This is a genomic window from Chroococcidiopsis sp. SAG 2025, assembly GCF_032860985.1.
Lineage (GTDB): Bacteria > Cyanobacteriota > Cyanobacteriia > Cyanobacteriales > Chroococcidiopsidaceae > Chroococcidiopsis.
On the sequence record NZ_JAOCNC010000001.1, the window covers coordinates 3458351 to 3484392 of the forward strand.

Genomic DNA, 26042 nt, shown 5'->3' on the forward strand with positions numbered 1-26042 from the left:
TGATGTTTCGCTTCTTGGAGCAGTTGAAATGAAAATTTTGGCAGTAATTCCAGCTCGTTACAACTCACAGCGCTTTCCTGGCAAACCCTTGGTAAAGATTGGCGATCGCCCCATGGTGCAATGGGTTTATGAAGCGGCACTCAGCTGTCGTGCGTTTAATCAAGTCGTGGTAGCTACGGATAATGCAGATATAGCAGAGTGCGTGTGGAGTTTTGGCGGTGTTGTGGAGATGACTCGTACTGACCACGCTACAGGGACAGACCGAGTCGCGGAGGTAGCGGAACGTTATCCTGAGATGACTGCGATCGCTAACGTTCAGGGTGACCAACCGTTTGTCACTCCACAAATGCTAACACAGCTAGTCAAACCTTATCTGCGCGGTAACCCGCCAGACATGACGACTCTAGCTTGCCCTCTAGCAGAGAAAGACTACGGCGATCCTAACGCGGTCAAGGTACTATGCGATCGTCGCGATCGCGCTCTTTATTTCTCTCGTGCGCCAATTCCTTACTATCGCAACCATAAACCAGCGCCTGTCTTTCATCATTTGGGACTCTATGCTTTCAGGCGTGATTTTTTAGCAATGTATACCAAATTAGCGCCTACACCACTAGAAGATTGTGAAGGGTTAGAGCAACTGCGTGTTTTAGAGCATGGTTATCGAATAACTGTCTGCCACACTCAAACATCGACTACTGAAATCAATACGCCAGAGGATCTGTTACAGGTTCAGGTATTGCTAGCTAAAAGAGTCACTCCAGTTCAAACTGATGCAATCAAAGCCGGAATTTTAGAGGCTGAATAAATGAGTTCTAGTAAAACAATTAAAGTTCTAACGCTGTCGAAGTACTATCCTCGTGACAATGGTTTTATACCGGAGAACCAAAGCAACATTTATGCTTGCATGGATCCGCCTGTTGAAGCTGTTGAAGCAGGGAAGGCGATCGCTCTACCTCATGGTAAGTTTAAAATCGATCTCATTCTAAAACAGTTGCCCTCTGGGTGGTGGCCCGATCTAGTTTCCATCAGTTCGACGTTAATGCTAGTACAGAATCCCCCGATACCTGTGGGAATTACCAGCTTAACGTGTCCATCAGTGATGAAGCTAATTGATAGCCATCATATGCCTCGCCCAATTCAAAACTTAATTGAGTATGCTAAGTTGGTGGGCTGTCAATATCATTGGACGGGCTATACCCGCCATCACATTCATTTTTTTGTTGAAGCTGGTTTACCGAATGTATTTTGGATGCCAGGAGCGATCTCAATTCCTCCCTACGTACCAGAACCAGTAACAGACAAAACTTACGATGTAATCTTTCGAGGTGCTGTCGATAGTAACCACTATCATCGTCGTGAGTTCTTAAAGTTTTTACAGGAAGCCGAAATAAATGTAGATTTTAGCGGCAGTCCTTATGCAGAATGTTTGGATATATACGTTCAGTCTAAAATCGTGCTGAATTGTAGCTTAAATGGAGATCTGAATCGGCGGGTTTATGAAGTACTTATGGTAGGAGGTTTTTTACTAACCGATCGCCTCGCTCTACAATCTGGTCTGCCTTTGCTGTTTCAAGAAGGAGTACATTTAGAGTGTTACGGCTCCAAGCAAGAACTGCTCGACAAGATAAAATACTACCTCAGTCATCCCGATGAAGCAGCAGAAATTGCTCGAAAAGGGCATGAATTATTCATGGCAAAATATCATCCTGAAATTCTTGTCGATCGGTTTAATCAGATCGTTTTCAATGGAGAAAATATCCCACCAATTTTCTCGGCTCAAGATGATGTTAGAGTCACTAGTATCGCCAGCAGGAAAATTAATGAAACCGCTTTTTATTCAAGGTTAAAAATTTACGAGCTGCTACAGGAACTCCACAGAGTAAATTTTGAAATCGATTTACTTTATTATCAAAGTAAAAATGAACTGTTGGTTGCAGATTTATCCGACTTACCCAAATTTCAGATTACGTTGGTCAATTCACCACAAGAGCTTGCTAATATCACAGAAGACTTTGAAGTAATAATAATAGATCTACCTAAAGAAGTATCACATATAGAGCCTCTGATCGAGCAGCTCAATCCATGTATATTTGGCTGTAGTTTATTTCTAGTTTTAGGTAATTCTTCGAGTGCAAAACAAAAGAAATTGAATTCCTTGCTTAAGCCTAAAGGATTAGTACCTACTCAGTTCGTTGAAAGAGAAGCTAGCACTTACCTGGCTTATCAACGGCAGGTTGAAGAAACTAAAACTTTATCTCGAACAAAAAAGCTTAATTTAGAGTTGTTTTGCTATTCTGATATAGAAGATTATAATAATCCTTTGAACAATAGATCCAGTAGTATTAAGCAAGTAGTTAAAAACTTAGTGCGTACAATTAGTTTGAAAAACTTTTAAATGAATTAACTACATGCACGTACGCGATCGCCAAGAAAATAAATATTAAATTAAGGCTAATGCAATGACTTCTTCAGACATAGAATCTATTGTAGTCGTATGTGCTGCTGATAATAATTATGTAATTCCTTTATCTGTGACACTCAAATCTATACTTGCAAATCTTAAAAATTCACAAACGATAGCTTGTTTTGTAATAGATGGTGGTATTGAAGAAGTTAGCAAACAGAAAATATTAAAGTCGCTGGACTCACAACAAATTGTTATTGAATGGTTGCTGCCAACTGACTCTACTCTCAGTAAAGTGAAAGTTTCAGGTCATGTTACAGTTGCAACATACTATCGGTTACTTATTCCCGATCTATTACCACAGCAAATAAAAAAGGCAATTTATTTAGATTGTGATTTAGTTGTTAACCAAGATTTACAAAAATTATGGGCTATAGATATTGATAACAACTATCTACTAGCAGTTCAAGATATGGGAATACGTGAAGTATCAAATCCTCGCGGTGGACTTCATAACTATAAAGAATTAGGAATTCCTCCTCATGCCAAGTATTTAAATGCTGGAGTGATGGTATTTAACTTGGAAAAGTGGCGAACAGAAAATATCAGCACCCAAGCCATTGAGTATCTTGAGCAGAATAAAGAACATGTTTTAAACTGGGATCAAGACGGAGTAAATGCAGTTCTTGTAGGTAAGTGGGGAGAACTCGATCCACGTTGGAATCAAACTCCTAGCGTGTATAAATATCGATCGTGGAAAGACAGTCCTTTCACTGAAGAGATGTATAAATCTGTGATTCAACAGCCTTATATTGTTCATTTTGCAACCGCCATCAAGCCTTGGCACTACTACTGCGAACATCCAGCTAAAGATTTATTCTTTCAGTATCTTGATATGACATCTTGGTCAGGTTGGCGACCTAAAAAACCATTGAAGTACATAATAAGGTTAGGCTTACGACGATTTAGAGAAAACATAAAATCCCTGCTCAAGAGTTTTGCATGGCATCTATCTCTTTCACGGTGATTAGAAACCTCTTGAGATTTGTCCAGGGTAACTACTATCACATAACTGATTAATTTATAGACTCGTCATTTTAATAAACTATATTTAAAATTGCGTATTTAATCTAAAAATGTGCATCAGCACTCTGAAAAATTTACAATACATACATTAAAATGTAGATTTGTGAAATATATCTATATAAGGTACACGCATCAAATCAGCTCAAGTGAGTACATCGAGTTGTTGTCAATGTTCAAATTCGAGCGCTTGAGAAGTATTTTTAACGCTCGTATAAAAAAACTGAACTTTTCCATATCGACAAACTTTGGCGATTAAATCAGCATATAGATATTGCAGTTGTTCATTTTTGGCGGTTTCTTTTAGTTTAAAAGTCAGTTTATTTAGGTTAAAGTTTGGTTGTAAGCATGAATTTAAACTGCATGTAACAGTTATGTTTAAATTGCTATCTAGTCATTTTAGAACAAACACAAATATTAATTTTTTTAAGGTGTTACCTTTTGAAACGAAGGATGGATATCACCTAGAAAATTTGTCTAATCGCTATCTAAAAAAAGAGAGCAGTTTATGGCTTGTACACAAATTACAGACACCCTTTCAATTGGTGATGGCTATCCATTAACTCTAATTGGTGGTCCTTGCGTTATTGAATCAGAATATTTTACCTTAAAAATGGCAGAAAAAATTCGCCAAATATGCGATCGCCTGGGTATTTCTTTTATATTTAAATCTTCTTTTGATAAAGCAAATCGTACATCGTTAGACTCATTTCGAGGTCATTCTATAGAGGCAGGGCTAGAAATTTTACAACTGGTCAAAGATAGAATCGGAGTGCCGACTTTGACGGACATTCACGAAAGTTATCAAGCGGCAACTGTAGCTGAGGTTGTTGACGTGTTGCAAATTCCGGCTTTTCTCTGCCGTCAGACAGACTTGTTACTTGCAGCAGCAGCTACGGGTCGAGCTATCAATGTCAAAAAAGGTCAGTTTCTCGCTCCTTGGGATATGAAACATGTCATTAGCAAACTAGAAGCTGGTGGGACAAAGCGTATTCTATTGACTGAGCGAGGTACGAGCTTTGGTTACAATACCTTAGTGGTAGATTTTCGCTCTTTGCCCCAATTGCGGAGTTTTAATTATCCTGTTGTCTTCGATGCTACTCATAGCGTGCAATTACCGGGAGGACAAGGTAGCAAATCGGGGGGGCAAAGACAATTCGTTCCCTACTTAGCGAGGGCAGCAGCGGCTGTTGGTATCGATGCACTATTTATGGAAGTTCATGCAAACCCTGACTTAGCACCTAGTGATGGACCAAACATGATTCCTCTAGTAAACCTCGAACATATTCTTAAACAAATACTATGTGTACGTGCTGGTTTAGAAATTGCCAGTCAAGCTGAGTTTAATGCTTAAAATCACTGAGCCTGAGTTACAATCGCGCCTATTGAAGATTAAGCTTCTAGCGCTAGATGTTGATGGTGTGTTGACAGATGGTGGTCTTTACTACACAGAGAGTGGAGAAGAACTGAAGAAGTTTAACATAAAGGATGGTCAAGGACTGAAAAAATTAAGGCAATCTGGCATAGAAGTAGCTATAATCTCAGCTAACTCTTCAAAGTCAACGCTCCATCGTAGTCAAAAATTAGGAATTACTCATAGTTTTATCAATGTAGAAGATAAGTTGTCTGTACTAAAAGATTTGTGCGTACAACTAAGCTTATCTCTATCCGAAGTTGCTTATGTTGGGGATGATGACAACGATCTTCCAGTATTACAAACGGTAGGGTGTCCTTTTACAGTTGCTGATGCCATGCCTGAGAACAAAGCACTCGCTATATACGTTACTAGAAAGTCTGGTGGGCAAGGTGCAGTTAGAGAAATCTGCGACCTTTTGATAAACTCTCGTTTAAACTTCAAAAACCAGTTTATTTTTGCTTGAAGAAGATGTACACTCCAACAAGGCTAAAGCGACTTGTGGCTTGCCAGGGTAGCATTCAACTCATCACAGCTCTATCAGCGCTGACTTGCCGAGAGAAAGAGCAACAAGGTACGAACGTTGAATATGATAACTACCTAGTGATTTACGACCTTAGAACGCCTGAAAATCAGAGCAATACATTTGCTAATTTCATCAAAAACATGGCAGAAGAAGTCTGCACTTGGCGGGAAATTGTGTATATCCAGCCCGAGCAAATGCAGGCGCTCCAGGCAAAACTAAATCTTGTGAGGCTAAATCTTTCAAATATTCAGCAAGTTTTCTCTTTAGTTCACAAATTAACTGGTATTTCATCAGCAGATGAAATTTATCTAAGTAAAAACTACGATATCTGGGATCGACTTTTGCTAAATGTTTATGAATCGGCTAAAAAAATCTGCTATGGAGATAGTATTGGCTTGTATCTTTCAGCTTCTTCTACTGTTCTTCAAGTTGAACCAAGAAGTTTAAGTTATAAATTAAAGCGCTTGTTAAAATCATTTATATATACCAAAAATTCGATCGACGAAATAAATTTCGATGTTGGCTATTTCACAATATCTAATTTTAATACTTTGAGCGAGTCTCCTCCTATGGAAGTAGTTACGGTAAACAAAGCAGTTACACTTAATATTTTCCAAAGATTAAGAGGAGTTGTCGGAAAGGTCGTAGACTCAGACTACATTAATAACTTGCGGACAAAGCTTGCAAACAATTCTGTATCCATTTTGCTGACCTCAAATTTTTCTGAGGCAACTAGAATGTCTGAGGAAAATGAAATTACTGCATATCAAAAGTTCCTTAAAATTCATAAACGAGAAGACAATCCAATTTTGATAATAAAGCCACATCCAAGAGATAGCGCAATTAAAATAGAAAAATTACAATATAGCCTAAATGGACTCTTTTCAGAAGTGATAGTGATTTCCGAGCTAAGTTGGTTTTTTCTCCCTTTTGAACTCTTTTTAATGGAAGTATTTTTGGATCGAAACTTAGTACCTCATTGCGATATAAAAATATTTGCATTTAGTTCTGCTTGTTTATCTTTGAAATTTCTTTTTAATCTTCCTTGCATTATCGGTTTTGGTAGTGATATTACACATCAATCATTTTATGACGAACAAGTCAGTAAAAGAATACAGCATGAATTAGAGCTTAATTACTTACTTCAACAGATATAGGGCGATCGCCCTATGAAATTTAAGATTAGTCATGCAATCTATTGTATTCTTTAAGACTTCTTTCTATCATTCTAAAAGACTATGGAAATAAGCAAAAGAATTAACTCGACAAAAGCAAGTGGTATACGCGAACAATTGAATTACTTTCGATATGCTTTGATTTTATACTGCTTGGTAGTTATATTTGTAATTCCATTTAAATCTTTTTTTTTTCCACATGCCAAACTATTTTTACCAATAATTGCTTTTGTTTTAATTTTACAACTTATTGTTTATAAGACCAAAATAAAGCTTATAGACACTATAATTGTGTGTTTGATTTTAATAGCTTCTTCATTACCAGTATCATCTTTAGTTTTGTTTAGATACACGCTACCTATATGCTTTATTCTAATTGGTTTTAATGATGATAAACCTACATTGCTTAAAAAACTATCTTACTATATTATATTGGATTTGTTTACCTTCAATTCTTTATCAATTAGTTGTATATAGAAATCAGTTTTTGATGGTGTAGCGAGAATTACTTTTAAGTGTTGGAGATCACAACATATCAGGATTATTTATGTTGTTATTCTTCTTTTTCTGCTATAAAAATAAATTTAGAATTGGTATAGTTTTATCGCTTCTTTGTGTAGGTTTTTTTCTTAGTCGAAACTATTTTATTAGTATATGCGTTTTTTTTTTTCTAATTTTGTTATTTGAAGCTCCATTCTCAAAAATAATCAGCAAAATTCACTTTGCTTATGTTTTTATAGCTGCTAACTTTTTAGTAATCTTACTCAGCTATTATTGGATTACAAACGTAGAAACTTCCAATTTATTATACGATAGTGGAGCTAGTCGTCTATTCTCTTTTAATTCTTTTAATGATAGTTCTAATTTAGATAGATTTGAAGCAAACGTTTTTCTAATTCAATCTTATTTGAACAATCCAGTACTAGCTCTCCAGGGTTATAGAGATACTTACATAAGCGTGTTTCAACCACTTCGCTTATTAATACATCAATCATTTCTTGAAGTTTTTGCCTATACTGGGGTTCCCTTTAGTTGCTTGTATTTTTTCGGTTTTGTAAGAGTTGTCATGCGATTTTATCATAAAGATAATTTTAAATATATTTATTCATATTTGACTTTTACTTTATTTTTACATAGTTCTTTACAAGGAGCAACACTCACGCTTTTTATCTTGATTTTAAGTTTACCTTCAAAAAGTAAAAGATTACACCCATATTAACGATCTAGAATTTATTAATGAAATCGCTCTATCTACATATATGCTTCGAGTTTAGCTATCTCAACATAGCAATTTTATGAAAATATCTATTGTTACTCCAGTTTTCAATTCTGTAACAACAATTGAAAAAACGATACTGAGTGTGATATCCCAAAGAAGAACCTTTCTCTTAGAATATATTGTAATTGATGGTGGTTCAACTGATGGTACTATTCAAGTCATAAAAAAGTATGCAGACCAGATAAATTTGTTTATTTCAGAACCAGATCGTGGTCCTTATGATGCCATGAATAAGGGAATAAACCATTCAACAGGTGATGTTATAGGCATAATTAACTCTGACGATTGGTACCACGATAATGCGATCGCAACCGTCGAGCAAGAATTCTGTCAAAATCACGACATTTCCGTTCTCTATTCACCTATAACAAATTATTATAAAGGAGAATATGTTGCTACTTTCGTTCCTGGCGATCTAGATAAACTTTTATTTAGATTTACGCTCAACCATCCATCTTGCTTTATTACAAAGTCAGCATATAATTTAGTAGGCTTGTATAACTTAGAATACCCGATCGCAGCAGATTACGATCTGATTCTTCGCTTATTTGTATCTGGCGTAAATTTCCATTACGTGAGTACGCCACTTGCCTCTTATTCATTAAGTGGAATGAGTTCTTCTGCCAAACCCTTTGATAGAATTAAATTAATTCGGGAGTGCTGGAAGATTAGCTGTAGCCATGCTAACCAATTTTCTAGGGAGATGGAGCTTCAGCGATGGAACGTATATAGAGCCTGGGTTTTCAATGAGTTATTTGCGCTCCCAACTAGGTATTTTCTTAAACCTCCACTAGCTAGAAAGCTGAAGTCTTTTCTAAGTAGATATCTTGGAAAGCCAGTGTCGGATACTTATGGTAAATGGTAGTTTTTCTATGTCAAGAATCTTGTTTATCTCTGCCCAGGCTCCCACTAACCAATATCCACAAGCTGGACAAAGGATTGCCTTTACACATCTTGCAGAATATGCCATTGCTAGTGAAGCCGTTGATGTAGTAGTTATAGCTAACAAAGTTGAGGTGGACGCTGCCAAAGATTTAGTTGCAAAATTTGGTAGTAACCTCTACACATATCCACTCCATCAGTTCGACAAAATTGCTAATTGCTTAACTCATTATCAAATTCCCGTGAAGTTTGCTTCTCGTCTTCTTAATACAGTCGAGAGAACTATTCACAAACTTCTCGCAACTAATATTTATGATACAATTCATTTTGAATGTTCTCATGCTGCTATATATTTTGAAGCCATTGAGAAGTATATTAATCCTACTCAAACGAAGACTGTAATTAGTTTAAGAGATGTGTGGACTCAAGTTTTTTTGAGACAGTCTGTCACTAATTTTTTCTATGGTATTGAAGTAGCTAGAACTTTCCATTATGAACGTCAACTCTACTCCCGTGTCGCTGAATTATGGGTATCATCTACCAAAGATCGCGACCTTTTAACTTCTTTATTTTCTATACCCAATGAAAGGATTACTATTAAGCCTCACCAAGCTAGTTGTTTTGTGTATCGAGTGCAGCGTTGCTTAGAAAAGATAGAGAAAAAAAGTCTCTTGTTCTGGGGAGCTATAGGAAGACCAGAGAACGAACAAGCAATTCTTACCTTTGTCGAGCAGTGTTTTAAGAAGTTGCTTCAACACGATCGAGATTTCAAACTTTACATAGTTGGCTCTAGTCCCTCTCAAAAAGTTTTGGCACTTGCTTGTAAACAGATTATAGTTACAGGATTTGTTGAAGATCCAACTGAGTTTTTTGAAAAAGCTGAAATTGGAATAGTTCCTCTATTTAAGGGAGGTGGGATTAAACTAAAAACCCTAGAAATGCTAGAAGCTGGCTTGCCAGTTATTGCTACTGCTGTAGGTGCCGAAGGAATTGTAGACCGGAGGAAAAAATTAGTAGTGAGTGATAATTTTGAAGAATGGTTCGATTTGATCCGCATAATGATAAGGTAAAGCTTTGTTAGCTCCACTTTATTTTTCTAAATTGCCTTTCGCTTTTAATAAGGTAGCAGAGCGATTTGCATTGCTGACAGCAGTTCCTATTTTCTTAGAACGTAGCTTAACTAAAGTTCTAATAAAGTTAGCTCGGGCAAAATCGGGAGCAATTTCTATAGCGCGATCGCAATCTTTCAACGCTGCTACTAGATAATTTAACGATAAATTCACTTCAGCTCTTATAACGTAAAAGTGTGGTTCGTCAGGTTCGAGAAGAATTGCTTTTGTGTAATCAGCTTTAGCTGCTCTCAAGCGATTACTTTGAAAGTAAAGTTCTCCTCTTTCTATATAAGCTAAAACATTTTCTGGATTCTGTTCAATTACCTGACTCCAATCAGCGATCGCTCCTGAAATATCACCTAGATTTTTTCTAACCCAAGCTCTACCTGCGTAACAGTACATGCATTTACGATCTAGTGATATCGCTCTATTATAATGCTCTAAAGCAGATGATAGTTGTCCGAATTGACATAGCAATGCCCCGCGCTTATGTTGCAGAAAATGCTCGTTAGGACACAACTCGATGGCGCGATCGTATTCAGAAAAAGCTGCGGCTAATTTTCCCAGAGATTCTAAAATCTCTCCGCGATATATATGGGCAGCAACAACATTTTTAGGATTAGTTTTATCTAGATGAATTACCGCTGCATAATCATTTAATGCTGCTTGTGTTTGAGCTAATTTTTTGTAAGCATTACCTCGATTCAAATAAACAATAGCAAAATCAGGGTTAAGCGCGATCGCTTGAGAGAAATCAGCCACCGCAGCCCGATAATCTCCAGTTCTCACCCATATATAGCCTCGATTCAAATAGCTATCACTGCGATCAGGTGCAATATCAATAGCCGTAGAAAGGTCTTTTAGTGCCGTATTATAATCATTTAAGTAGCTGTAAGCATTTGCTCGATTAACATACGCTTGAATTTTATTTGAGTCAACCTCGATTGCTTTAGTAAAATCAGCAATAGCAGCTTCAGCATTCTGCTTTTGCTCTAGGTAAGTTATTCCTCGGCAAATATAAGCTTTATAGTGTTGCGGATCGAGTTTTATGGCTAGATCGTAGTCAGAAATTGCTTTATCTGACATTTTTAAAATACTATAAAGGTTGCCTCGATTGTATATAACTTCTACCAAACTCGGATCGAGCTTAAGAGCTTTGTTAAAATATAAAAGCGCTGTTTTAACATTACCTTCAAATAACGCATGTAAACCATATTGCTTGTACTGCCAAGCTTGAAATTCTTCTACCATAATTTACTTGGATACTTCGACTGGATATGTGAATACTTTGACTCATAGCTCGGAGTTATCTGTTGCTAAGAACAATATATGTATTACATCTGACGGAAATGATAATACTCCTGAACTTTTCTGTATAGACAAACTTTATCTATCAAGAGAACATATTGGTATGACCTAAATCTAAGTGTCAAAGTTCTCTTATATAGAGGTAATTTAGCACTACACAATCTACGAGTTGTTAAGAGAAGACACTCAGAGTGCGCTCTAACAATTTTAGTCAATAGAAGACGTTTGTTTCAGTTTCGTTTGTAGCAGTATATTGGATAATTTTTCAATCTCCTCTTACCTATGCGATCGCAGCAAAGCTTAATACTGTAAGTGACAAAAGTTATAGCTTTACTAACTTATGAGGTGAAATAGTCTTCAACGTGATGTATTTAAGTAAATTTCCCATGTAACTAGTATTACTTTTCTCAATCTTCTGTAGCCTTTCAGTTGCAAACTGCAAAACTCGATCCGCTCGTCCATCCCAAGTAAAATTATGTACTTCTTGAAAAGCACGGTCGGCAATAGTATTAGCTAATAAAGGATTATTCAACAGAGTATTTATTGCTAATTTGAATGAGAGTGGTTCGTCAGGTTCTGCCAACAGTGCATTTTCTCTATGTCGCAATACTGTTGCTATAGTCGGTAAAGCTGAAGCGACAATTGGTCTTTTAGCAACCATATAATCAAATAACTTCAACGGACAAGTAGCTTCAGCTAGTTCCCAATACTTACTGGTAGGAAGAATTAGAATGTCTGCGGCATATAGATATAGTGCTAGCTCAGATTGTGGTACGTGACCGAAAAATTGTATGTTTTGTAAATTCATCTGTTGACAAGTTGCTTTTACCCGGTTAATATCATCAATCCATCCTCCTACTAAAACAAATTCACATTCTGGCATCAGACTAGCAGTTTTCAAAATTGTTGGTATTCCTTTATAATCGTACAAATGCCCTGAATATAAGATAATTTGACTGTCTTGTTGTAAAGATAACTTTTGGCGGGCTAAAGATTTAGTGTGATAAGGAAGAAAATTTTTGATGTCTACGGCATTAGGAGCTACCAATGTTTTTTCAGGAAGCAAACCATGATTTAAATAGTTCTCTGCAAGTTGAGGCAATGTGGTAACAACACCAAGCAAGTTCTTGTTATCGAATAACTCTTTACATGTAGAACTAAGTTTTTCTGAAACTGGTTCGTGCCATTCCCAAAGCACAGGTATACACATTCTTAGCAAAATTTCAACCACAGGAAACGAACGAGTGTAAATTAAGAAAGGAGCTTTAAAACAAGCGTATAAAATAGCCAGTTTATAAAAGACAAAATTTTCATAATTTTGGGGAAAAGGATACTCGATCTTAATATGCATCGGTATGCGAACTAATTTAAATTTATAATACAAACCATACCAAGCTTGAAATTCTGAGTCTATGCCTTTTAAAACTGAAAAAATATCTCCGCTAGTGACCAATTCAAAATTTTCAACTTTTTGAGAAAAAGCCTGCGCCATTTTAGCAGTTTGAATTGAGTGAGCCATTTTTGATGGTAGGTTTCCTTTAGACACATAAATTAGAGATTTTAGTGTTTTCATTTTACTTTCTTTGATAGGTGGTTTTTTGATGATGCCAATGATTAATACAGGCAAAACCTATATACTATTACTCGTATTTTCATGCTTAACCTTTCGCTTTGGTAGCGCTAGTATATGTAATATTTGCGATCGCAAAAACACTAGTTAAATCGAGTCACTTCTCTTTTTGGAAGATTGTTAGTTGCTTTTGCTAAAACTTCAGACACAACCTCTGTGTATCGAGCAAGACTGAATGTCTCTAATACTTTTTCACGAGTTTGCTTCCAGTCTACAGAATAAGCCGAACCGCTAGCGATCGACACAATTGATTCAGCAATCGACTCAGGTGTGGTTTCGCAAGTCCATAGCTCTGTTTCTGGATTAAAAAACTCTCTCAAAGCCGGGGAATTCATGGTTAATGTAGGTAATCCTAATGAGAGGGCTTCAATCAACTTATTAGGAATAGCATGATATGCCTTATCTGTATTACCAAAAATACCTAATGCTAAATCGCAATAATTCACTAGATATTTAGGCAAGGAACCATTAATAAAGTTTAAGTCTTTCCTAAGAAAAACTATAGATTCAAGATGACATGACCGAACTTTTTCTACATAATCGTAAAAAGCTTTATTGTCTACACCAAAAAAGTTACAAGTAAATTGCAGGTTTCTTTCTCGCAAAATTTTTATTGCTTCTAATATGTTATCCAATCCATGTAAAGGAATAAATGTTCCCCACCAACAAATATTTAATTTACCATCTTGCATCCAGCTTCTGTTGGGGAGCAAACAAGAAACATTACACAGAGGAGCTATATACACTTTTTTTCTGTCAATATCAGTATTCAGAATCTGTTCCCAGTAAGTTAACTCTTGATTAGAGCTATGGATGAGATAGTCTGATTTCTTTAACGCTAGTATATCTTTTTCAATATATGATTTAGCGAGTTTGCTTCCGTCGCCAACTCTTTTTCTGTCCCTCACTTCAGTATCGTAAAGCGAGATATACATTTCAACTATTACTTTTTTCCTAAAAAGCTTTGCTGCAAAAATAGTACTTTTGATGAAAATAGTATTCATTGGCAATAGGTAAATCACATCCGCAAATGCAGCTTTTATTAAAAGTTCAATCCAGTAAAACTTAGTTAATATTTTCTCAAACAAAGAACTCTGAATGCTTAAGTTTATATAATAAAAGCTAGGACATAATTGAGAAACAAAATAATTTTTGGAACCATATAGAAACTCGATGAGAGCTTGAGAGCGACGATCTACGCGAGAAATATTGCCACAGAGCAAAACCTTGGCTTGATTGATGGGTGCTAGCATTGAAGTAATATTTTTGAGAATTGAACTATTGGCAAAAACACATGGAACTTTTTTAAATGCTGTGTTTTCTTACTATTTGAAACGTTGAAACATCTCACATTAAATGGTAGAAAAATCGAATTAACTTTTATAATAATTTTCTTAGCGCAAGTTGTATCTCAACAATTGCACCTATGCAGGGATTAAAGACGCAGCTTAATAGAAATTAAATGTCATAAAAAACCTGGATTGCTACTTTTAAATTGTCACATAACATCCAAGTTTCCATACTGTCTAATAAAACTTCAAACTGAACTAACAGTATGTACTTTTTGCACAATAAATATTATTAAATGGTAGGAATCAACGATGAACTAAAAATATTTCAGATTCTGACTGGTGTTGCTTAAGTGCACTCTTAGTGTCTTCTCTCACAATCCATAACGCCGCGATCTATCACGCCTGTAGCGCTGCTTTACTCGTATTAATAATTTAGTATTAATGGCTAAATTAGTTGATAATATCTCTGTTGAATAATGTTTATTACTGCCATAAATTTAATAATTATATTATTGCTTTATCATCATGTTCAGTTATAAGTCAGTTTTTGTCAATACATAAAAGTTACAGAAAAGTTCAGGACATAAAAGTTATAGACAAGTTCAGAACAAGGAACGAAATTATCTTGACAAATATGCAAAACTCAAACATCAAACACAAGACAAGGAATAGACTCTATCTTACTATTCCGCTTTGTGAACTACGGTTTACTGGTGCTAGCACTGCTCGCTCTCCTAGAGATACTCGTCCCCATGCCCTTGCTAAATTCAGTGGAATTTTTGTGACTAGCAACGTTGTTAGTGCTTGACACTTTGCAGCTTCAAATCAAAATGGATGCTCGCACCCAATTGTCAATCTTGTTTTATTACAATTCCTTAACCTTTAATGCAGCTTGAAGATATTTATCAATATTTTGCCAATCCTCCAGAGATTTATCTTTGCCAAGAGCAAGCGGTTTGTTATATCCTGTCAGTTTTGCTTGAGGGTGAATCTTATGGCTCTGGATTGATTCAAAAGCTCGAACGTGAAGAGTCTCGCTATCGCCTCTCCGATACCGTGTTGTATGCAGCGCTGAAATTTCTCGAAGATGAAGGAGCGATCGCGGGGTACTGGCAAAAACTAGAAGGTCGCGGTCGTCCCCGACGAATGTTCCGGCTCAATCACCAATGGCAAGATGAAGCACGAAAGTTAGCAAAATTATGGAGCGATAGCATCACCAAATGTAAATAAATTAGTCAGCCTTTTAGGAGCAGAACGTCTCTGCTGCGGGATAGCTGAGCGATCGCTTCTAAGATTTCATCTCCAATTTTTCGAGTAATTTAGGCAGATCCTTCTGAGATACTTGGCGATGCTCGGTTTCGATCGCATCAACCCAAGATATACTTTTCCCCATTGTTGCGGCAAAGAAAGCCCTCGACCAGCCTTTAGCTTTTCTAGCTTCTCTAATCGCAGCACCAGATGGCGGCTGTTGTTTGGGACGTTCCACGCCTCTAAGCTGGTTTGGCGACTTGGCAATCTCTGCCAGCGCTGCCTCTGGTAAATCGAATCGCCATGTAGTATCTAAAAGCTGGCTCCAGAAGCCGATTGGTCTTTTCGCACCATCGTTATTTATCAACCACGCTGGACCAGTTTCTACCTCGACTCGCCATCCAGCCGCTTCAATTACTTTCAAGTCAGTCGCCAGATCGTCAGCTAGTTGCCGTCGTAGTTGCCGATCTTGCTCTGCTAGCCCAATTTTAGCCATACCATACGCAATTTGCATCAGAGATTTGCCGGAAAAGACTTCGCGGTATCCTGGCTTGACTTGAAAAATCAGCCAAATTAGCATTCGAGCTGCACCAGCATTTTGCTTACCAATGCTAAATAGCGTTTGTACTGTTTTTTTGGTAATAACTCCCGTATAGTAATAGTACTCAGACTTATTTAAAAAGTACTTCGCCCACAATCCAGGTTGAACGATGACTTTTAAACCTGTCAGCTTCGGATTGCCTGCCTTATCTGTCTCAAAATCTCTTGCAACATTAACATTCCAGATTTTTAAATCGGCTACGGTAAAGGCTCCTACCTTACCTTGTTTTTCCCAAACTACGTGAGCTAATATCTGTGCAGGCTGTCGTACCAGGTCATACAGAATTGTCAGTTGCTCATGTCTGCATAAATCTCTACGTTTGATTAATCCGGTGTATTCCAGCAGTTGTTTATCATCTAATAGAAACTCACTTTGCCACGGATTATGCAGATTTGCAGCAGCGGCGCAATAAATTAGATGAATAGCGCCTGCTCTAGGATCGAATCGATTTATGACAGCTAAAGCTGCTGACTCAGATATGGTGTCAGGAGACAAGTTTTCTAAATTGTCAGTGACGTAGTAAGAGATCGTGCCTTTTTTGCCATCAGCTGCTTTTTCATAGCTCAAATTGTTTTGGGTTTCGGTCTTCCAGGGTAGATCGCGCTTTTGAGATAACACTTCTGCCACTCCATGCAACAAGAGTGACAAAGCTGCAAGACGAGTCTTGCCATCTGGAAACAGAGAAGCTTTCTTGAATGGTTTGGTTGGAGATTTCAGCTGCCTAGACTTCAGAAGAATCTTTTTGACAGTCCCCAATTTACTTGTCTGAGGTGATGTGGTAGTTGATTCTGTAACTATCGTTTCTTCGCGGTCTACTTCGGTCTTGCTTGTGTCATTTCGCCGAAGAATAACTATTTCTACTGCCAGTTGAAGCAGACTCCCAAGCCGATTACGCAGTAATTCTGGTAATTTCATCTCTTGCTTGGTATACCGATCGCACTTATCGTATTTTTTGCTCTTGCTGGAAACGCAAATTATTGCATCTCTATACAAACATATCCCGGATTCAACGATATTTTCCTACCTAATTTGGTAGAACTTGCGGGGTTGATTGAAGTATTAATTATAGGAATGCTAACTAAGTGAAAGTGTGCGAATAAATCTTATCTATCAAAAGGTATATTCTGAAAGTAGTACTGATAAAAATAGGCGATCGCATAAGTGCCGTCTTCATCAGCAGATTTGAGCCGATTGGATTTAGTGTAGTTCTAAAGTACTAGCATCGTCTCACTTTTTCCAAAACGGGTTGAATAAATTTGCTTTAAATAAGTAGTAGGGCATAATTAAACGTAAGATAGAAAAAGCCAAAAACTTGCTGATTTTGACCACTCATGCCTGCTCCTTTACGTATCGTTTTGACAGAGTCAGAAGACCGGACGTTGAGTGAACTTCGGGTTGCCAAAACCGTTGCTCAACGTACCCGAGATCGAGCACAAATGCTTCGACTCAATGCTCAAGGATGGGTAGTGCCAGCGATTGCCGAAATTTTTGAGTGCCAAGAGCAGACAGTGCGCGAAACCATCCGCCGTTGGCAGCAGCAAGGGTTAGGTGGATTATGGGATGCTAGTGAGTCATTTGGTATGAGTGTTGCCATAAAAGGATGGTCAATTAAAGTGAAGATACATAGTTTTTCAGGTTGTGATGACACGGCAAAAAAAGCACCTTTGCGACCGTTAAGTGATGAAGAACAAACCGACTTGAAAAAACTGAGCCGTTCTCAATCCCAATCATCTGCTAGTGTCATGCGGGCCAAAGCGATTCTAGCCATGGCTCTTGGGGCTGATTACACGAGTGCAGCGCAGTTAGTAGGATTACGCTGTGGTGATACGGTCAGCAAGTGGGTCAGTCGCTTCAATGTTGAAGGCTTAGCTGCCTTACAGCCTCGACATGGCGGTGGGGCAGTAGTGCAATACAGCGAACCAGAAAAACAACGCATCCTGTCCGAATTTCAGCGTCAACCAGAGCGGCAGAAAGAGGGCACGGCAACCTGGTCAGTAGCTACACTTCAACGGGCTTTGCGTCAGGCTCCTGATGGCTTAACCCAAATCAGTACTTATACAATTTGGCAGGTACTCAAAGAGGCGGGCTATAGCTGGCAAAAGAGCCGCAGTTGGTTAAAAACTGGACAGGTGAAGCGCATACGCAAAGGCAAGCTAGTAGTAGTAACTGACCCAGATACCGTGGCAAAAAAAAACTGATAGAACGCGCTTACACTCAGGGACAGAAGCTAGGCTTGAGTGTGTGGTGCGAAGACGAGGCGGGACCATTTGGCACTGCTCCTTACCCTGGTAGCAATTGGCAGCCAGTAGGTAAACCGACACGGCAAGAACATGAATATATCCGTAATGGCACAGCCAAGCTGTTAACGCTATTCCATCCCGCTACTGGGCAAGTACGAGTTAAGGGTGTTACCAGTTGTACCAATGCTGTGTTGCACGAATGGCTCAAGCAAGAATTAGCTAGTGTTGTACAATCACTGCCAACTCCAGCTCGATTACTCAAGCCTGAAGAAAATCAACGGTTATGGAAAAGTTGGCAGCAGGGGTTGAAAGTACGCTTTACACTCCCACACGACTTACCGCCACTGCGAATGTTGCTAGTGATGGATAACTTGGTCGGACATAAAACTCCCCAGTTGGTATTGTGGCTGTGTGCTCATGGCATCATGCCGCTCTACACACCTCTTGGCGGTAGCTGGCTGAATATGGCTGAGTCGATTCAACGAATTCTCAAACGCCGAGCTCTAGAGGGGCATCATCCGCAAACAGCCTATCAAATTATTGAGTGGTTGGAAAACTTTTGGATGGAACCAACAACCAACGCCGTTTGTCTGGGCAGGATTACGAGCGCAACGTCGAGACAGAGCGCGTCAAAGATTTCACTCTCTTGGTGGTTCTGGTGCCTGTACGCATCGTCCCTTCTTCGGCGGACAACTATTGCCAAAAATAATGGCAACACTCATACCAAATGACCCACTAGTGGACGAGGAGCTAAAGCCAAATGGCAAGAAGCAGACATGGCCTACCTAGAACAATGCCTAGAGCAAGAAGCCAGAACCTATAATAGTCAACAGCTAGCCCAGAAGCTAGAGCAAGAACGACAGGTAAACCTAAGTGCTGACCGGATTCGCCGCATTCTAAAAAAAAGGGCTTTAGTTGGAAGCGGACTCGACACTCGCAACGGGGCAGACAAGATCCTGAGTACAAAGCACTCAAGCAAGCCGACTTAGACACACTCCAACTAGCTGCCTGTGAAGGGTACATTGACCTGAAGTATCTTGACGAATCGGGATGTTGTCTGGAAAGTCCAGTCAGTTATAGTTACTCTCGCATTGGAGAGCAGAAACACCGAAGAGCAGGTCAAATCCTATGGAGACCGCATTAGTATTCTAGGGATATGGCAACCAGAGCAGTCGTTTGACTATGCTCTGGTACAAGGCAGTTTCCACAAGGAACGCTATGTTAAAGTGATGAACGCTCCTTGCCCAAAAGAGTGAGCAGACATTGCTACAAACCGGACGGCTCACAGTCGTGGTGCAAGATAATGGTTCGGCTCATACCAGTCATCTTGCCCGTGAGCACTGGCAGCAGTGGCAGTCGAAAGGGCTATATCTTTTTTCTCCCCAATACAGTTCACATATGAATCTGATTGAAGCGCAGTGGCATCAACTCAAAACCCATGAAATAGCCGGAAGGATTTTTGATAACGAGTATGATTTAGCGAATGCCATGATTGAGGGCATGGAGAATCGAAGTCAACAAAGGGGATGGACACTGGAACGTTTTATGTTTAAATCTGCCTAGCTACTTAGCATCAAAATCTTACCGAGCAATAGTTTTACAATTTTACATCTACTGCTAGCACTTAGTCACACTTTTGCTAGAAACAAGTCACACTTCTTCGTTATGGGGCTTAGATTTAAAATACTTACATTAAAATCTTAACATTTTTAGCTCGAGCTAAAAATGTAAGGGCTGTTGAATCGATCGAATAATATATTTTTCTAAATCTACGATTTCAGAGACAACCTTAAAGTAAAATCATTGTAAATAAAATAATAAAAACCTTACACCCTGTAACTCTTAAGGAATGCCACTCAATGAAAATAGAGATTGCTCGCTATAACGCAGTCAAATATCTATCTGCATGAGTAGTGAAAAATTCAAACTTTGATTCTGCGGATAGGTGAAAAGAATGTGGCTTTGATGGCTTAATGTTGTGTGTATTGTCTTGTTACTCATGAATCATTTCTAAGTGGAGAAGAAAGTTATGCCATTACTAAGCATTAGTGATTTCGATACAGACTATCAAAGTACCTTTGAAGAAAATGATATCAAAGGTATGGATGTTTATGGTGAAGGGGATGGGGAAAAGTTTGGTACAGTAAAAGATATTTTAGTAGACGAACAAGGTAATTTTCGGTATTTTGTTATTGACGTAGGATTCTGGATTTTTGGTAAAAAAGTACTACTGCCAGTTGGTCGCGCTCGGATCGATCGCAACGCTCATCGCGTCTATGCAAAAGGTTTGACTAAAGAGCAAGCGGATCGCTTACCCGAATATACAGAAGGCATGACAGCAGACTACGATTACGAAGAACGGGTCAGACGAGTTTATCGTACAGAAGCTTCTTTAGATGCATCAGCACCTCTAGACCCGGCATCTACTGCTGCGATGATGGGTACTGCTACGCCAACTAGCTATAACCGCGATACTTACACTTACGAGCATGACAGAGATTTATACGATACAAGCACTCATAGCGATCGCACCATTAAACTTTACGAAGAGCGGTTGATTGCCAGCAAACAGCGCCGCAAAACTGGAGAAGTTGCGATCGGCAAGCACGTTGAAACTGAGACAGAACGAGTTTCAGTTCCAATAGAAAAAGAGCGCGTCGTGATTGAAAGAATTACCCCAACCGATGCAGGTAGAGCTGTTGCACCTGGCGAAGTTGACTTCCATGAGGGTGAAGTTGCCCGTGTAGAAGTGTACGAAGAAGTTCCAGACATCCACAAAGAAGCCTTCGTTAGAGAAGAAGTCAGAGTTAAAAAGGTCGTAGAACAGGAAACTGTGGAAGCACAAGAAACGATTCGCAGGGAAGAATTAGATATCGATACTGATGGTCGTCCAGTTATCAGTGACCAGTGACCAGCGACCAGTTATCAGTTAGTTCTGACTCCTGACTCCTGACCGCTTTTTACTGACAGGAGTTACGCAGTCGATCCCCCAACTCCCGCCAAATTGGGGGCTTTATTCCTCCCTTTTTAAGGGAGGCTAGGAGGGATCGCCGAGGTCTGAAACTTCAAGTGCGTAACTCCTGACTGATAACTGACAACTGATAACTATTCTATTCATTTGAAAATTGTAGGAGGTAGAAATGAGTTTGATTAAAAGGTTTCGGAAAATTGCGACTGTGCTGATGTTAGTTTTGTTTATTACTACAACTACAGCCTGTAGCAGTGCAGTTCAAGCCAAACAGCCAACAACAACGCTACCAACAGCTAGTCGGAGTGCAGATTACTCGCAAATAGCAAGAGGAAATACTCAAGCCGGACAAGATTTTGGTGGTTGGGTCGTGCAAACGGCTAGGGGAATGGTTAAAGATGCCTACGTGCGCGACAACAATAAATTAGGTGTTGTCATCTCACCTGAAGTTCGCCCAAACGAAGTTAAGCCATTAGCAAAATCTCTAGCTCAAGGTTTTCGCCGCAATTTCCCCAACCAAGATTTGACTGTGTTGATGTACGCACCGGATAAAAAGCTAATTTTGACAGCTAAGTACGACACTCAAACTAATCAGATTGAATACAAGTAGGTCGTTGGTCATTTGTCATTGACTATGAATGCAAATGGCGGTTGTAAAAAGGAGAAAAAAATGAGTAGTAGCGACAAATATAGAAAAGAAGTCATGAACGATCTCGCTCAAGGTAATGTAGAAAACCTTGACGCTCCCACAAATTTAGAGCAAGATTACGAAAATTTTGACGATTTTGCTCAACGCTCATCCCATGACGAACGCCGTCGCTTATTCGGACGCTCTTTCCATCCGGATCGGATTCCGACAAACCAGATGGAACCGGAACTACAAAAAGCGATCGCCCAGATTAAACCAAATGAAAGAGATGATGTGGCGCAGGCTTTCTTCAAGCACTTAGGTAAAAGAGGACTGCACGATCGCGATTTAGAAAAGCAACTAGGGCTATCAACTCATCACGCCAGCCGGATGAATGCCGACGATGTAAGTAAATTAGCTGCATTTGCTTATCACAACCATCCCGATATTTTTCAAGAGGTATTGGCGGAACAACCTGCATTCGTGAAATTCCTCAGCAATCCACTCGTCGGTGCTGCATTTGGTGCGATCGCGGCTAAATGGTTAGGTGGTCGTAAGTAAGTACAAATTGCATGGGTGAGAGAGACTACTACAAGCATTAACCGAAACAAAGCCGAGAAATGGTTTTACTGTAACAGGTAAAGCTGGTTCTCTCGGTTTTGGTTTAGAAGGAGTCGGGGCTATTTCTCCCAATTTTAACGGTCGGTTGGGGATGAATGGCTTTAATTTTGTTATCGATTACCTGTTTGAAGATCGCATCAGCGAATGCTTTTAGCGATCTTCTGTGTGTGAAACAAAATTTTACTTTTGCATATAACTTAAGCTCGCATCATTTCTAACAGCTCAAATACAATCCTTGAGGAGTAGAGTATTCCTCACTTGGGAAAGTAGTAACGACCTTAGTTAATAGCTAAGCTGGCAATTAAAGGGCAGCTCAAATAAAAAATTTGACTTGCGATCGAGCATGAATGGAGTAAATCATATGTGGGAAATCGCAGAAATAGCAAAACAATTTGACTTCGCAAATCTTTACTTAGCACAAGTTATAACGACTGAAGAAATTCTGACTCCAGAAGAAGCTGCCGCTGTCTTTTCTGGACCGCAATTCTTGGTGGCATTAATTGCAGGTGTAGTGATGGCGTTTGCCTTTCAACTCCTGTTAACTAACTTTTCCGTGGCTCTAGGTATTTCCGCGTTAGGTGGGGGAGATGCTGATGATACGGATAATTTAGGTAGTACAGTCCGCAAAATCTCAACCGCAGTGGGTTTGTTGGCTTTATCCACTGGTGGTGTAGCTCTGTTCGCGGCTAGTTTTTTGGCAGTGAAACTCAGTTTAGTCAGCAGTGCGGTATTAGGGGCAATTCTTGGGGTAGTTATTTGGTCTACCTACTTTTCCATCTTGTTGTGGTTAGGCTCAACTACAGTCGGTTCGCTGATCGGTTCTTTAGTCAGCACTGCTACCTCTGGCTTTCAAGGACTACTAGGGACAGCAGCTACCGCTTTGGGCGCTAATGCAGCGAAAAACCAAGCTGTGGATACGGCTGAAGCGATCGCCGCCGCAGTTCGGCAAGAATTCACTACAGGACTCGACCCAGACGCGATCGGCAAGACATTGCAAAAGTCTTTGGAAAATTTACAACTACCGCAACTGAATCTAGACGAGATTCGCGGTCAGTTTGAAACGATTCTCAACAGCTCAGATTTAAAATCTGTGGCTGATAGCGATTTGCTACGTAACATTAACCGCGAGACATTTGCAGATTTGGTCAGCGATCGCACGGACTTGTCCAAACAAGACGTGAATCGGATTGTAGACCAGTTGCAAGGAGTGTGGCAGCAGGCGATCAGCAAAGGTGAGGCAGATCCACAAGCGCAATTAAGTCAATTTATTAAAGAAGCTTCTCCCAAACAACTCAATTCCAGCGATTTGAGCGAAAAACTGGAACAACTGGTACAAACAAGTCAATCGAACGGGAAGCAAGGCAACGGTTGGGGAAATCGAGCCGTGCAATTGGGTGTCAGCGCCCTTACTACAGCAGTACTCGAAAGAACTAATCTGGCTGGGGTTGATGTGGAGAATATTTCTGGTCAACTGCAAAAGTTCGTCGATAAGTTACCAGAAGTAGACCGAGAAAAGATTTCCGGTCAGTTACAGCAATTTAAACAGCAGGTGCAACAGCAAGCACAAAAACTACCAGGACTGCCAAATAGCACCATCCGCAGCGATGTAGATGACTATTTGCTGAAATCTTACCCGTGGCATCTCAACCGCGAAACGATTAAGCAAGAATTTAGAGATGTTATTTACGATCCGCAAGCCGATCCAAGTAAAGTCAAACGAGAGCTGGAGCAGTTGGACAAAGATTATTTCGTTCAAAAGCTGAATCAGCGTGGCGATTTACTTGAGAACAAAGTCCAAGAAGTTGCTCAGCAACTAGAAGAGATCCGCACCGATATTTTAGCTACGGTTTCTGCTGGTGCGTCACAAGCGCAATCGCAAGACCTGGGTAGCCGCGTAGAAAATTATCTGCGATCGACTGGCAAGGAAGAACTAAATCCTGAAGGAATTCAACGAGACTTCCAAACTCTTCTAGAAGATCCAGAAGCGAGTGTGGAAACACTAAGCGATCGCCTATCGCAATTCGATCGCGATACTTTGGTACAAATGCTCAAACAGCGCCAGGATATTAGCGAAGAGGAAGCAAATAATATTGTCGGTCAACTCGAAAGCACTCGCGATCGCGTTGTTAACCGTGCCAAAGAATTGCAAGAACAGGCGCAAGCCAAAGCAACAGAAATACGACAAAAAGTAGAAGAATATCTCCGCAATACCAACAAAGAAGAACTCAACCCTGAAGGGATCGAACGCGATTTTCGCACCTTGCTAGAAGATCCGCAAGTGGGAATTTCTGTATTACGATCGAGATTATCGCAGTTCGATCGCGAAACGTTAGTAGCATTGCTATCGCAGCGTCAAGATTTGAGCGAGGAGCAAATAAATCAAACTCTCGATCGCCTTGAATCAGTCCGCGATAATATCTTACAAGCACCGCAACAGCTAGCAGGTAAAACCAAAGAGCAATACGACAAAACGACGACAGCGATTTCTGAATATCTGCGTAACACCAACCTAGAGGAACTCAATCCTGAAGGCATCCAGCAGGATTTACGTAAAGTATTGGAAGATCCCCAAGAGGGAGCCGTAGCATTACGCGATCGCTTGTCTCACGTCGATCGAGAAACCTTGGTGAAACTGCTGTCGCAACGGCAAGACTTGAGCGAAGAACAAGTCAACCGAGCAATCGACTCTGTGGAAGACGCAATTAACAGCATCGTCCAAGCACCGCGCCGTTTGGCAAGCCGCGTCCAACAGCAGGCGATCGATTTTGAGGCAACTTTAGAAAGTTACTTGCGGAATACGAATAAAGAAGAACTCAATCCCGAAGGGATCGAGCGCGACTTGCAACTATTGCTCAACGATCCCCGTGCTGGATTCGGTAGCTTGGGCGATCGCCTCTCGCACTTCGATCGTTCGACGATTGTGGCTTTACTGTCTCAAAGAGAAGATATTTCGGAAGAAGAAGCGAATCAAATTGTCGATCGCATCCTTGCCGTACGTAACTCTATTGCCGAGCAAATTGAGAAAATTCAGCGTAGCGTGCAGTCAGTTATCGATGGGGTGTTCGATCGCATCCGCAACTACCTCAACTCGCTAGAGCGTCCCGAACTCAACTACGAGGGAATTCAGCAAGACTTCACGACCTTGTTTGACGATCCGCAAGCGGGATTTGAGGCTCTACGCAATCGCTTGAGCCAATTCGATCGCGACACACTAATCGCCGTGTTGAGTTCCCGCGAAGATATTTCCCCAGCCGATGCCGAGCGGATTGTGGGTCAAATTGAAGGTACGCGCGATCGCGTTCTGCATCAAGCCGAACGCATTCAACAAGAAACGCAAAAACGGCTAGAAGCTTTGAAACAACAAGCTCAGGCAACAGCAGTAGAAACCAAAAAAGCCGCAGCTGGTGCAGCTTGGTGGTTGTTTGGTACGGCTTTGACTTCTCTTGCCGCATCTGCGATCGCCGGAGCGTTAGCCGTGAATGGGATCGGCGGATTGTTTTAACAGTGACCAGTGACCAGTAATCCGTTACCAGTTATCGGCTTCATTGAGTTGAGTTTAAGTCCAAGAGCGAATGAATGCGTGGTAAGCGTTGGTGGCGGGTAGCAATCCAAGAGCCATACGCCTAATCAC

At 39.9% G+C, this 26042-nt stretch carries 23 protein-coding genes; 19 read left to right on the top strand and 4 right to left on the bottom strand.

The window, feature by feature from the left end:
• The first annotated feature begins 28 nt into the window (after positions 1–28).
• From kdsB to N4J56_RS16780, 9 genes are all read left to right on the top strand, one after another.
• Positions 29–805: a 3-deoxy-manno-octulosonate cytidylyltransferase gene (kdsB, locus tag N4J56_RS16740; protein ID WP_317107458.1), complete on the top strand. Its 777-nt coding sequence runs from the start codon at positions 29–31 to the stop codon at positions 803–805.
• Positions 806–2395 carry a glycosyltransferase gene (locus N4J56_RS16745; RefSeq protein ID WP_317107459.1) on the top strand — a complete coding sequence of 530 codons (1590 nt, stop codon included), beginning with the start codon at positions 806–808 and terminating at the stop codon, positions 2393–2395.
• A gap of 64 nt (positions 2396–2459) precedes the next feature.
• Positions 2460–3431, top strand: coding sequence for a glycosyltransferase family 8 protein (locus N4J56_RS16750; RefSeq protein WP_317107460.1), 972 nt, complete (start codon positions 2460–2462; stop codon positions 3429–3431).
• A gap of 564 nt (positions 3432–3995) precedes the next feature.
• Entirely contained in the window at positions 3996–4841 is an 846-nt protein-coding gene (gene kdsA, locus N4J56_RS16755) for a 3-deoxy-8-phosphooctulonate synthase (RefSeq protein WP_317107461.1), read from the top strand.
• A complete protein-coding gene (locus N4J56_RS16760; RefSeq protein WP_317107462.1) occupies positions 4834–5367 on the top strand; it encodes an HAD-IIIA family hydrolase in 534 nt (177 codons plus the stop codon). Before kdsA ends, N4J56_RS16760 begins: the two co-directional genes overlap by 8 nt.
• A 5-nt stretch (positions 5368–5372) precedes the next feature.
• Positions 5373–6584 (top strand): polysialyltransferase family glycosyltransferase, encoded by a 1212-nt coding sequence (locus N4J56_RS16765; protein WP_317107463.1) that lies wholly within the window; start codon positions 5373–5375, stop codon positions 6582–6584.
• A 694-nt stretch (positions 6585–7278) separates the two neighbouring features.
• Positions 7279–7821 (top strand): hypothetical protein, encoded by a 543-nt coding sequence (locus N4J56_RS16770; RefSeq protein ID WP_317107464.1) that lies wholly within the window; start codon positions 7279–7281, stop codon positions 7819–7821.
• 76 nt (positions 7822–7897) lie between these two features.
• A complete protein-coding gene (locus N4J56_RS16775; RefSeq protein WP_317107465.1) occupies positions 7898–8746 on the top strand; it encodes a glycosyltransferase family 2 protein in 849 nt (282 codons plus the stop codon).
• Positions 8747–8753: 7 nt separating this feature from the next.
• Positions 8754–9833, top strand: coding sequence for a glycosyltransferase (locus N4J56_RS16780; protein ID WP_317107466.1), 1080 nt, complete (start codon positions 8754–8756; stop codon positions 9831–9833).
• Between the two features lie 18 nt (positions 9834–9851).
• Here N4J56_RS16780 and N4J56_RS16785 read toward each other — a convergent pair whose 3' ends face one another.
• From N4J56_RS16785 to N4J56_RS16795, 3 genes are all read right to left on the bottom strand, one after another.
• Entirely contained in the window at positions 9852–11126 is a 1275-nt protein-coding gene (locus N4J56_RS16785) for a tetratricopeptide repeat protein (protein ID WP_317107467.1), read from the bottom strand.
• Between the two features lie 379 nt (positions 11127–11505).
• Complete coding sequence (locus N4J56_RS16790; protein WP_317107468.1) at positions 11506–12810, bottom strand: glycosyltransferase; 1305 nt, start codon at positions 12808–12810, stop codon at positions 11506–11508.
• 86 nt (positions 12811–12896) lie between these two features.
• On the bottom strand, positions 12897–14066 hold the full coding sequence (locus tag N4J56_RS16795; protein WP_317107469.1) for a glycosyltransferase: 1170 nt from the start codon (positions 14064–14066) through the stop codon (positions 12897–12899).
• A 924-nt stretch (positions 14067–14990) separates the two neighbouring features.
• Here N4J56_RS16795 and N4J56_RS16800 point away from each other — a divergent pair.
• A complete protein-coding gene (locus N4J56_RS16800) occupies positions 14991–15335 on the top strand; it encodes a PadR family transcriptional regulator (RefSeq protein WP_317107470.1) in 345 nt (114 codons plus the stop codon).
• A 58-nt stretch (positions 15336–15393) separates the two neighbouring features.
• Here N4J56_RS16800 and N4J56_RS16805 read toward each other — a convergent pair whose 3' ends face one another.
• A complete protein-coding gene (locus N4J56_RS16805; protein ID WP_317107471.1) occupies positions 15394–16869 on the bottom strand; it encodes a helix-turn-helix transcriptional regulator in 1476 nt (491 codons plus the stop codon).
• Between the two features lie 416 nt (positions 16870–17285).
• Between N4J56_RS16805 and N4J56_RS16810 the strand changes: the two genes are divergently transcribed.
• The 9 genes from N4J56_RS16810 (at position 17286) to N4J56_RS16850 (ending at position 25913) form a co-directional block, all read left to right on the top strand.
• Complete coding sequence (locus tag N4J56_RS16810; protein ID WP_317107472.1) at positions 17286–18152, top strand: helix-turn-helix domain-containing protein; 867 nt, start codon at positions 17286–17288, stop codon at positions 18150–18152.
• Between the two features lie 41 nt (positions 18153–18193).
• A complete protein-coding gene (locus N4J56_RS16815) occupies positions 18194–18925 on the top strand; it encodes a transposase (RefSeq protein ID WP_317107473.1) in 732 nt (243 codons plus the stop codon).
• Positions 18926–18970: 45 nt separating this feature from the next.
• The gene (locus N4J56_RS16820; protein WP_317107474.1) at positions 18971–19183 is read left to right on the top strand and encodes a hypothetical protein; all 213 of its coding nucleotides are present in this window, start codon (positions 18971–18973) and stop codon (positions 19181–19183) included.
• A 48-nt stretch (positions 19184–19231) separates the two neighbouring features.
• The gene (locus N4J56_RS16825) at positions 19232–19450 is read left to right on the top strand and encodes a hypothetical protein (protein ID WP_317107475.1); all 219 of its coding nucleotides are present in this window, start codon (positions 19232–19234) and stop codon (positions 19448–19450) included.
• Positions 19451–19484: 34 nt separating this feature from the next.
• Positions 19485–19757: a transposase gene (locus tag N4J56_RS16830; protein WP_317107476.1), complete on the top strand. Its 273-nt coding sequence runs from the start codon at positions 19485–19487 to the stop codon at positions 19755–19757.
• 466 nt (positions 19758–20223) lie between these two features.
• Complete coding sequence (locus N4J56_RS16835) at positions 20224–21105, top strand: DUF2382 domain-containing protein (RefSeq protein WP_317107477.1); 882 nt, start codon at positions 20224–20226, stop codon at positions 21103–21105.
• Positions 21106–21334: 229 nt separating this feature from the next.
• The gene (locus tag N4J56_RS16840) at positions 21335–21772 is read left to right on the top strand and encodes a hypothetical protein (protein WP_317107478.1); all 438 of its coding nucleotides are present in this window, start codon (positions 21335–21337) and stop codon (positions 21770–21772) included.
• Positions 21773–21832: 60 nt separating this feature from the next.
• Complete coding sequence (locus N4J56_RS16845; protein WP_317107479.1) at positions 21833–22351, top strand: hypothetical protein; 519 nt, start codon at positions 21833–21835, stop codon at positions 22349–22351.
• Positions 22352–22772: 421 nt separating this feature from the next.
• Entirely contained in the window at positions 22773–25913 is a 3141-nt protein-coding gene (locus tag N4J56_RS16850; RefSeq protein WP_317107480.1) for an MFS transporter, read from the top strand.
• Positions 25914–26042: the final 129 nt, after the last annotated feature.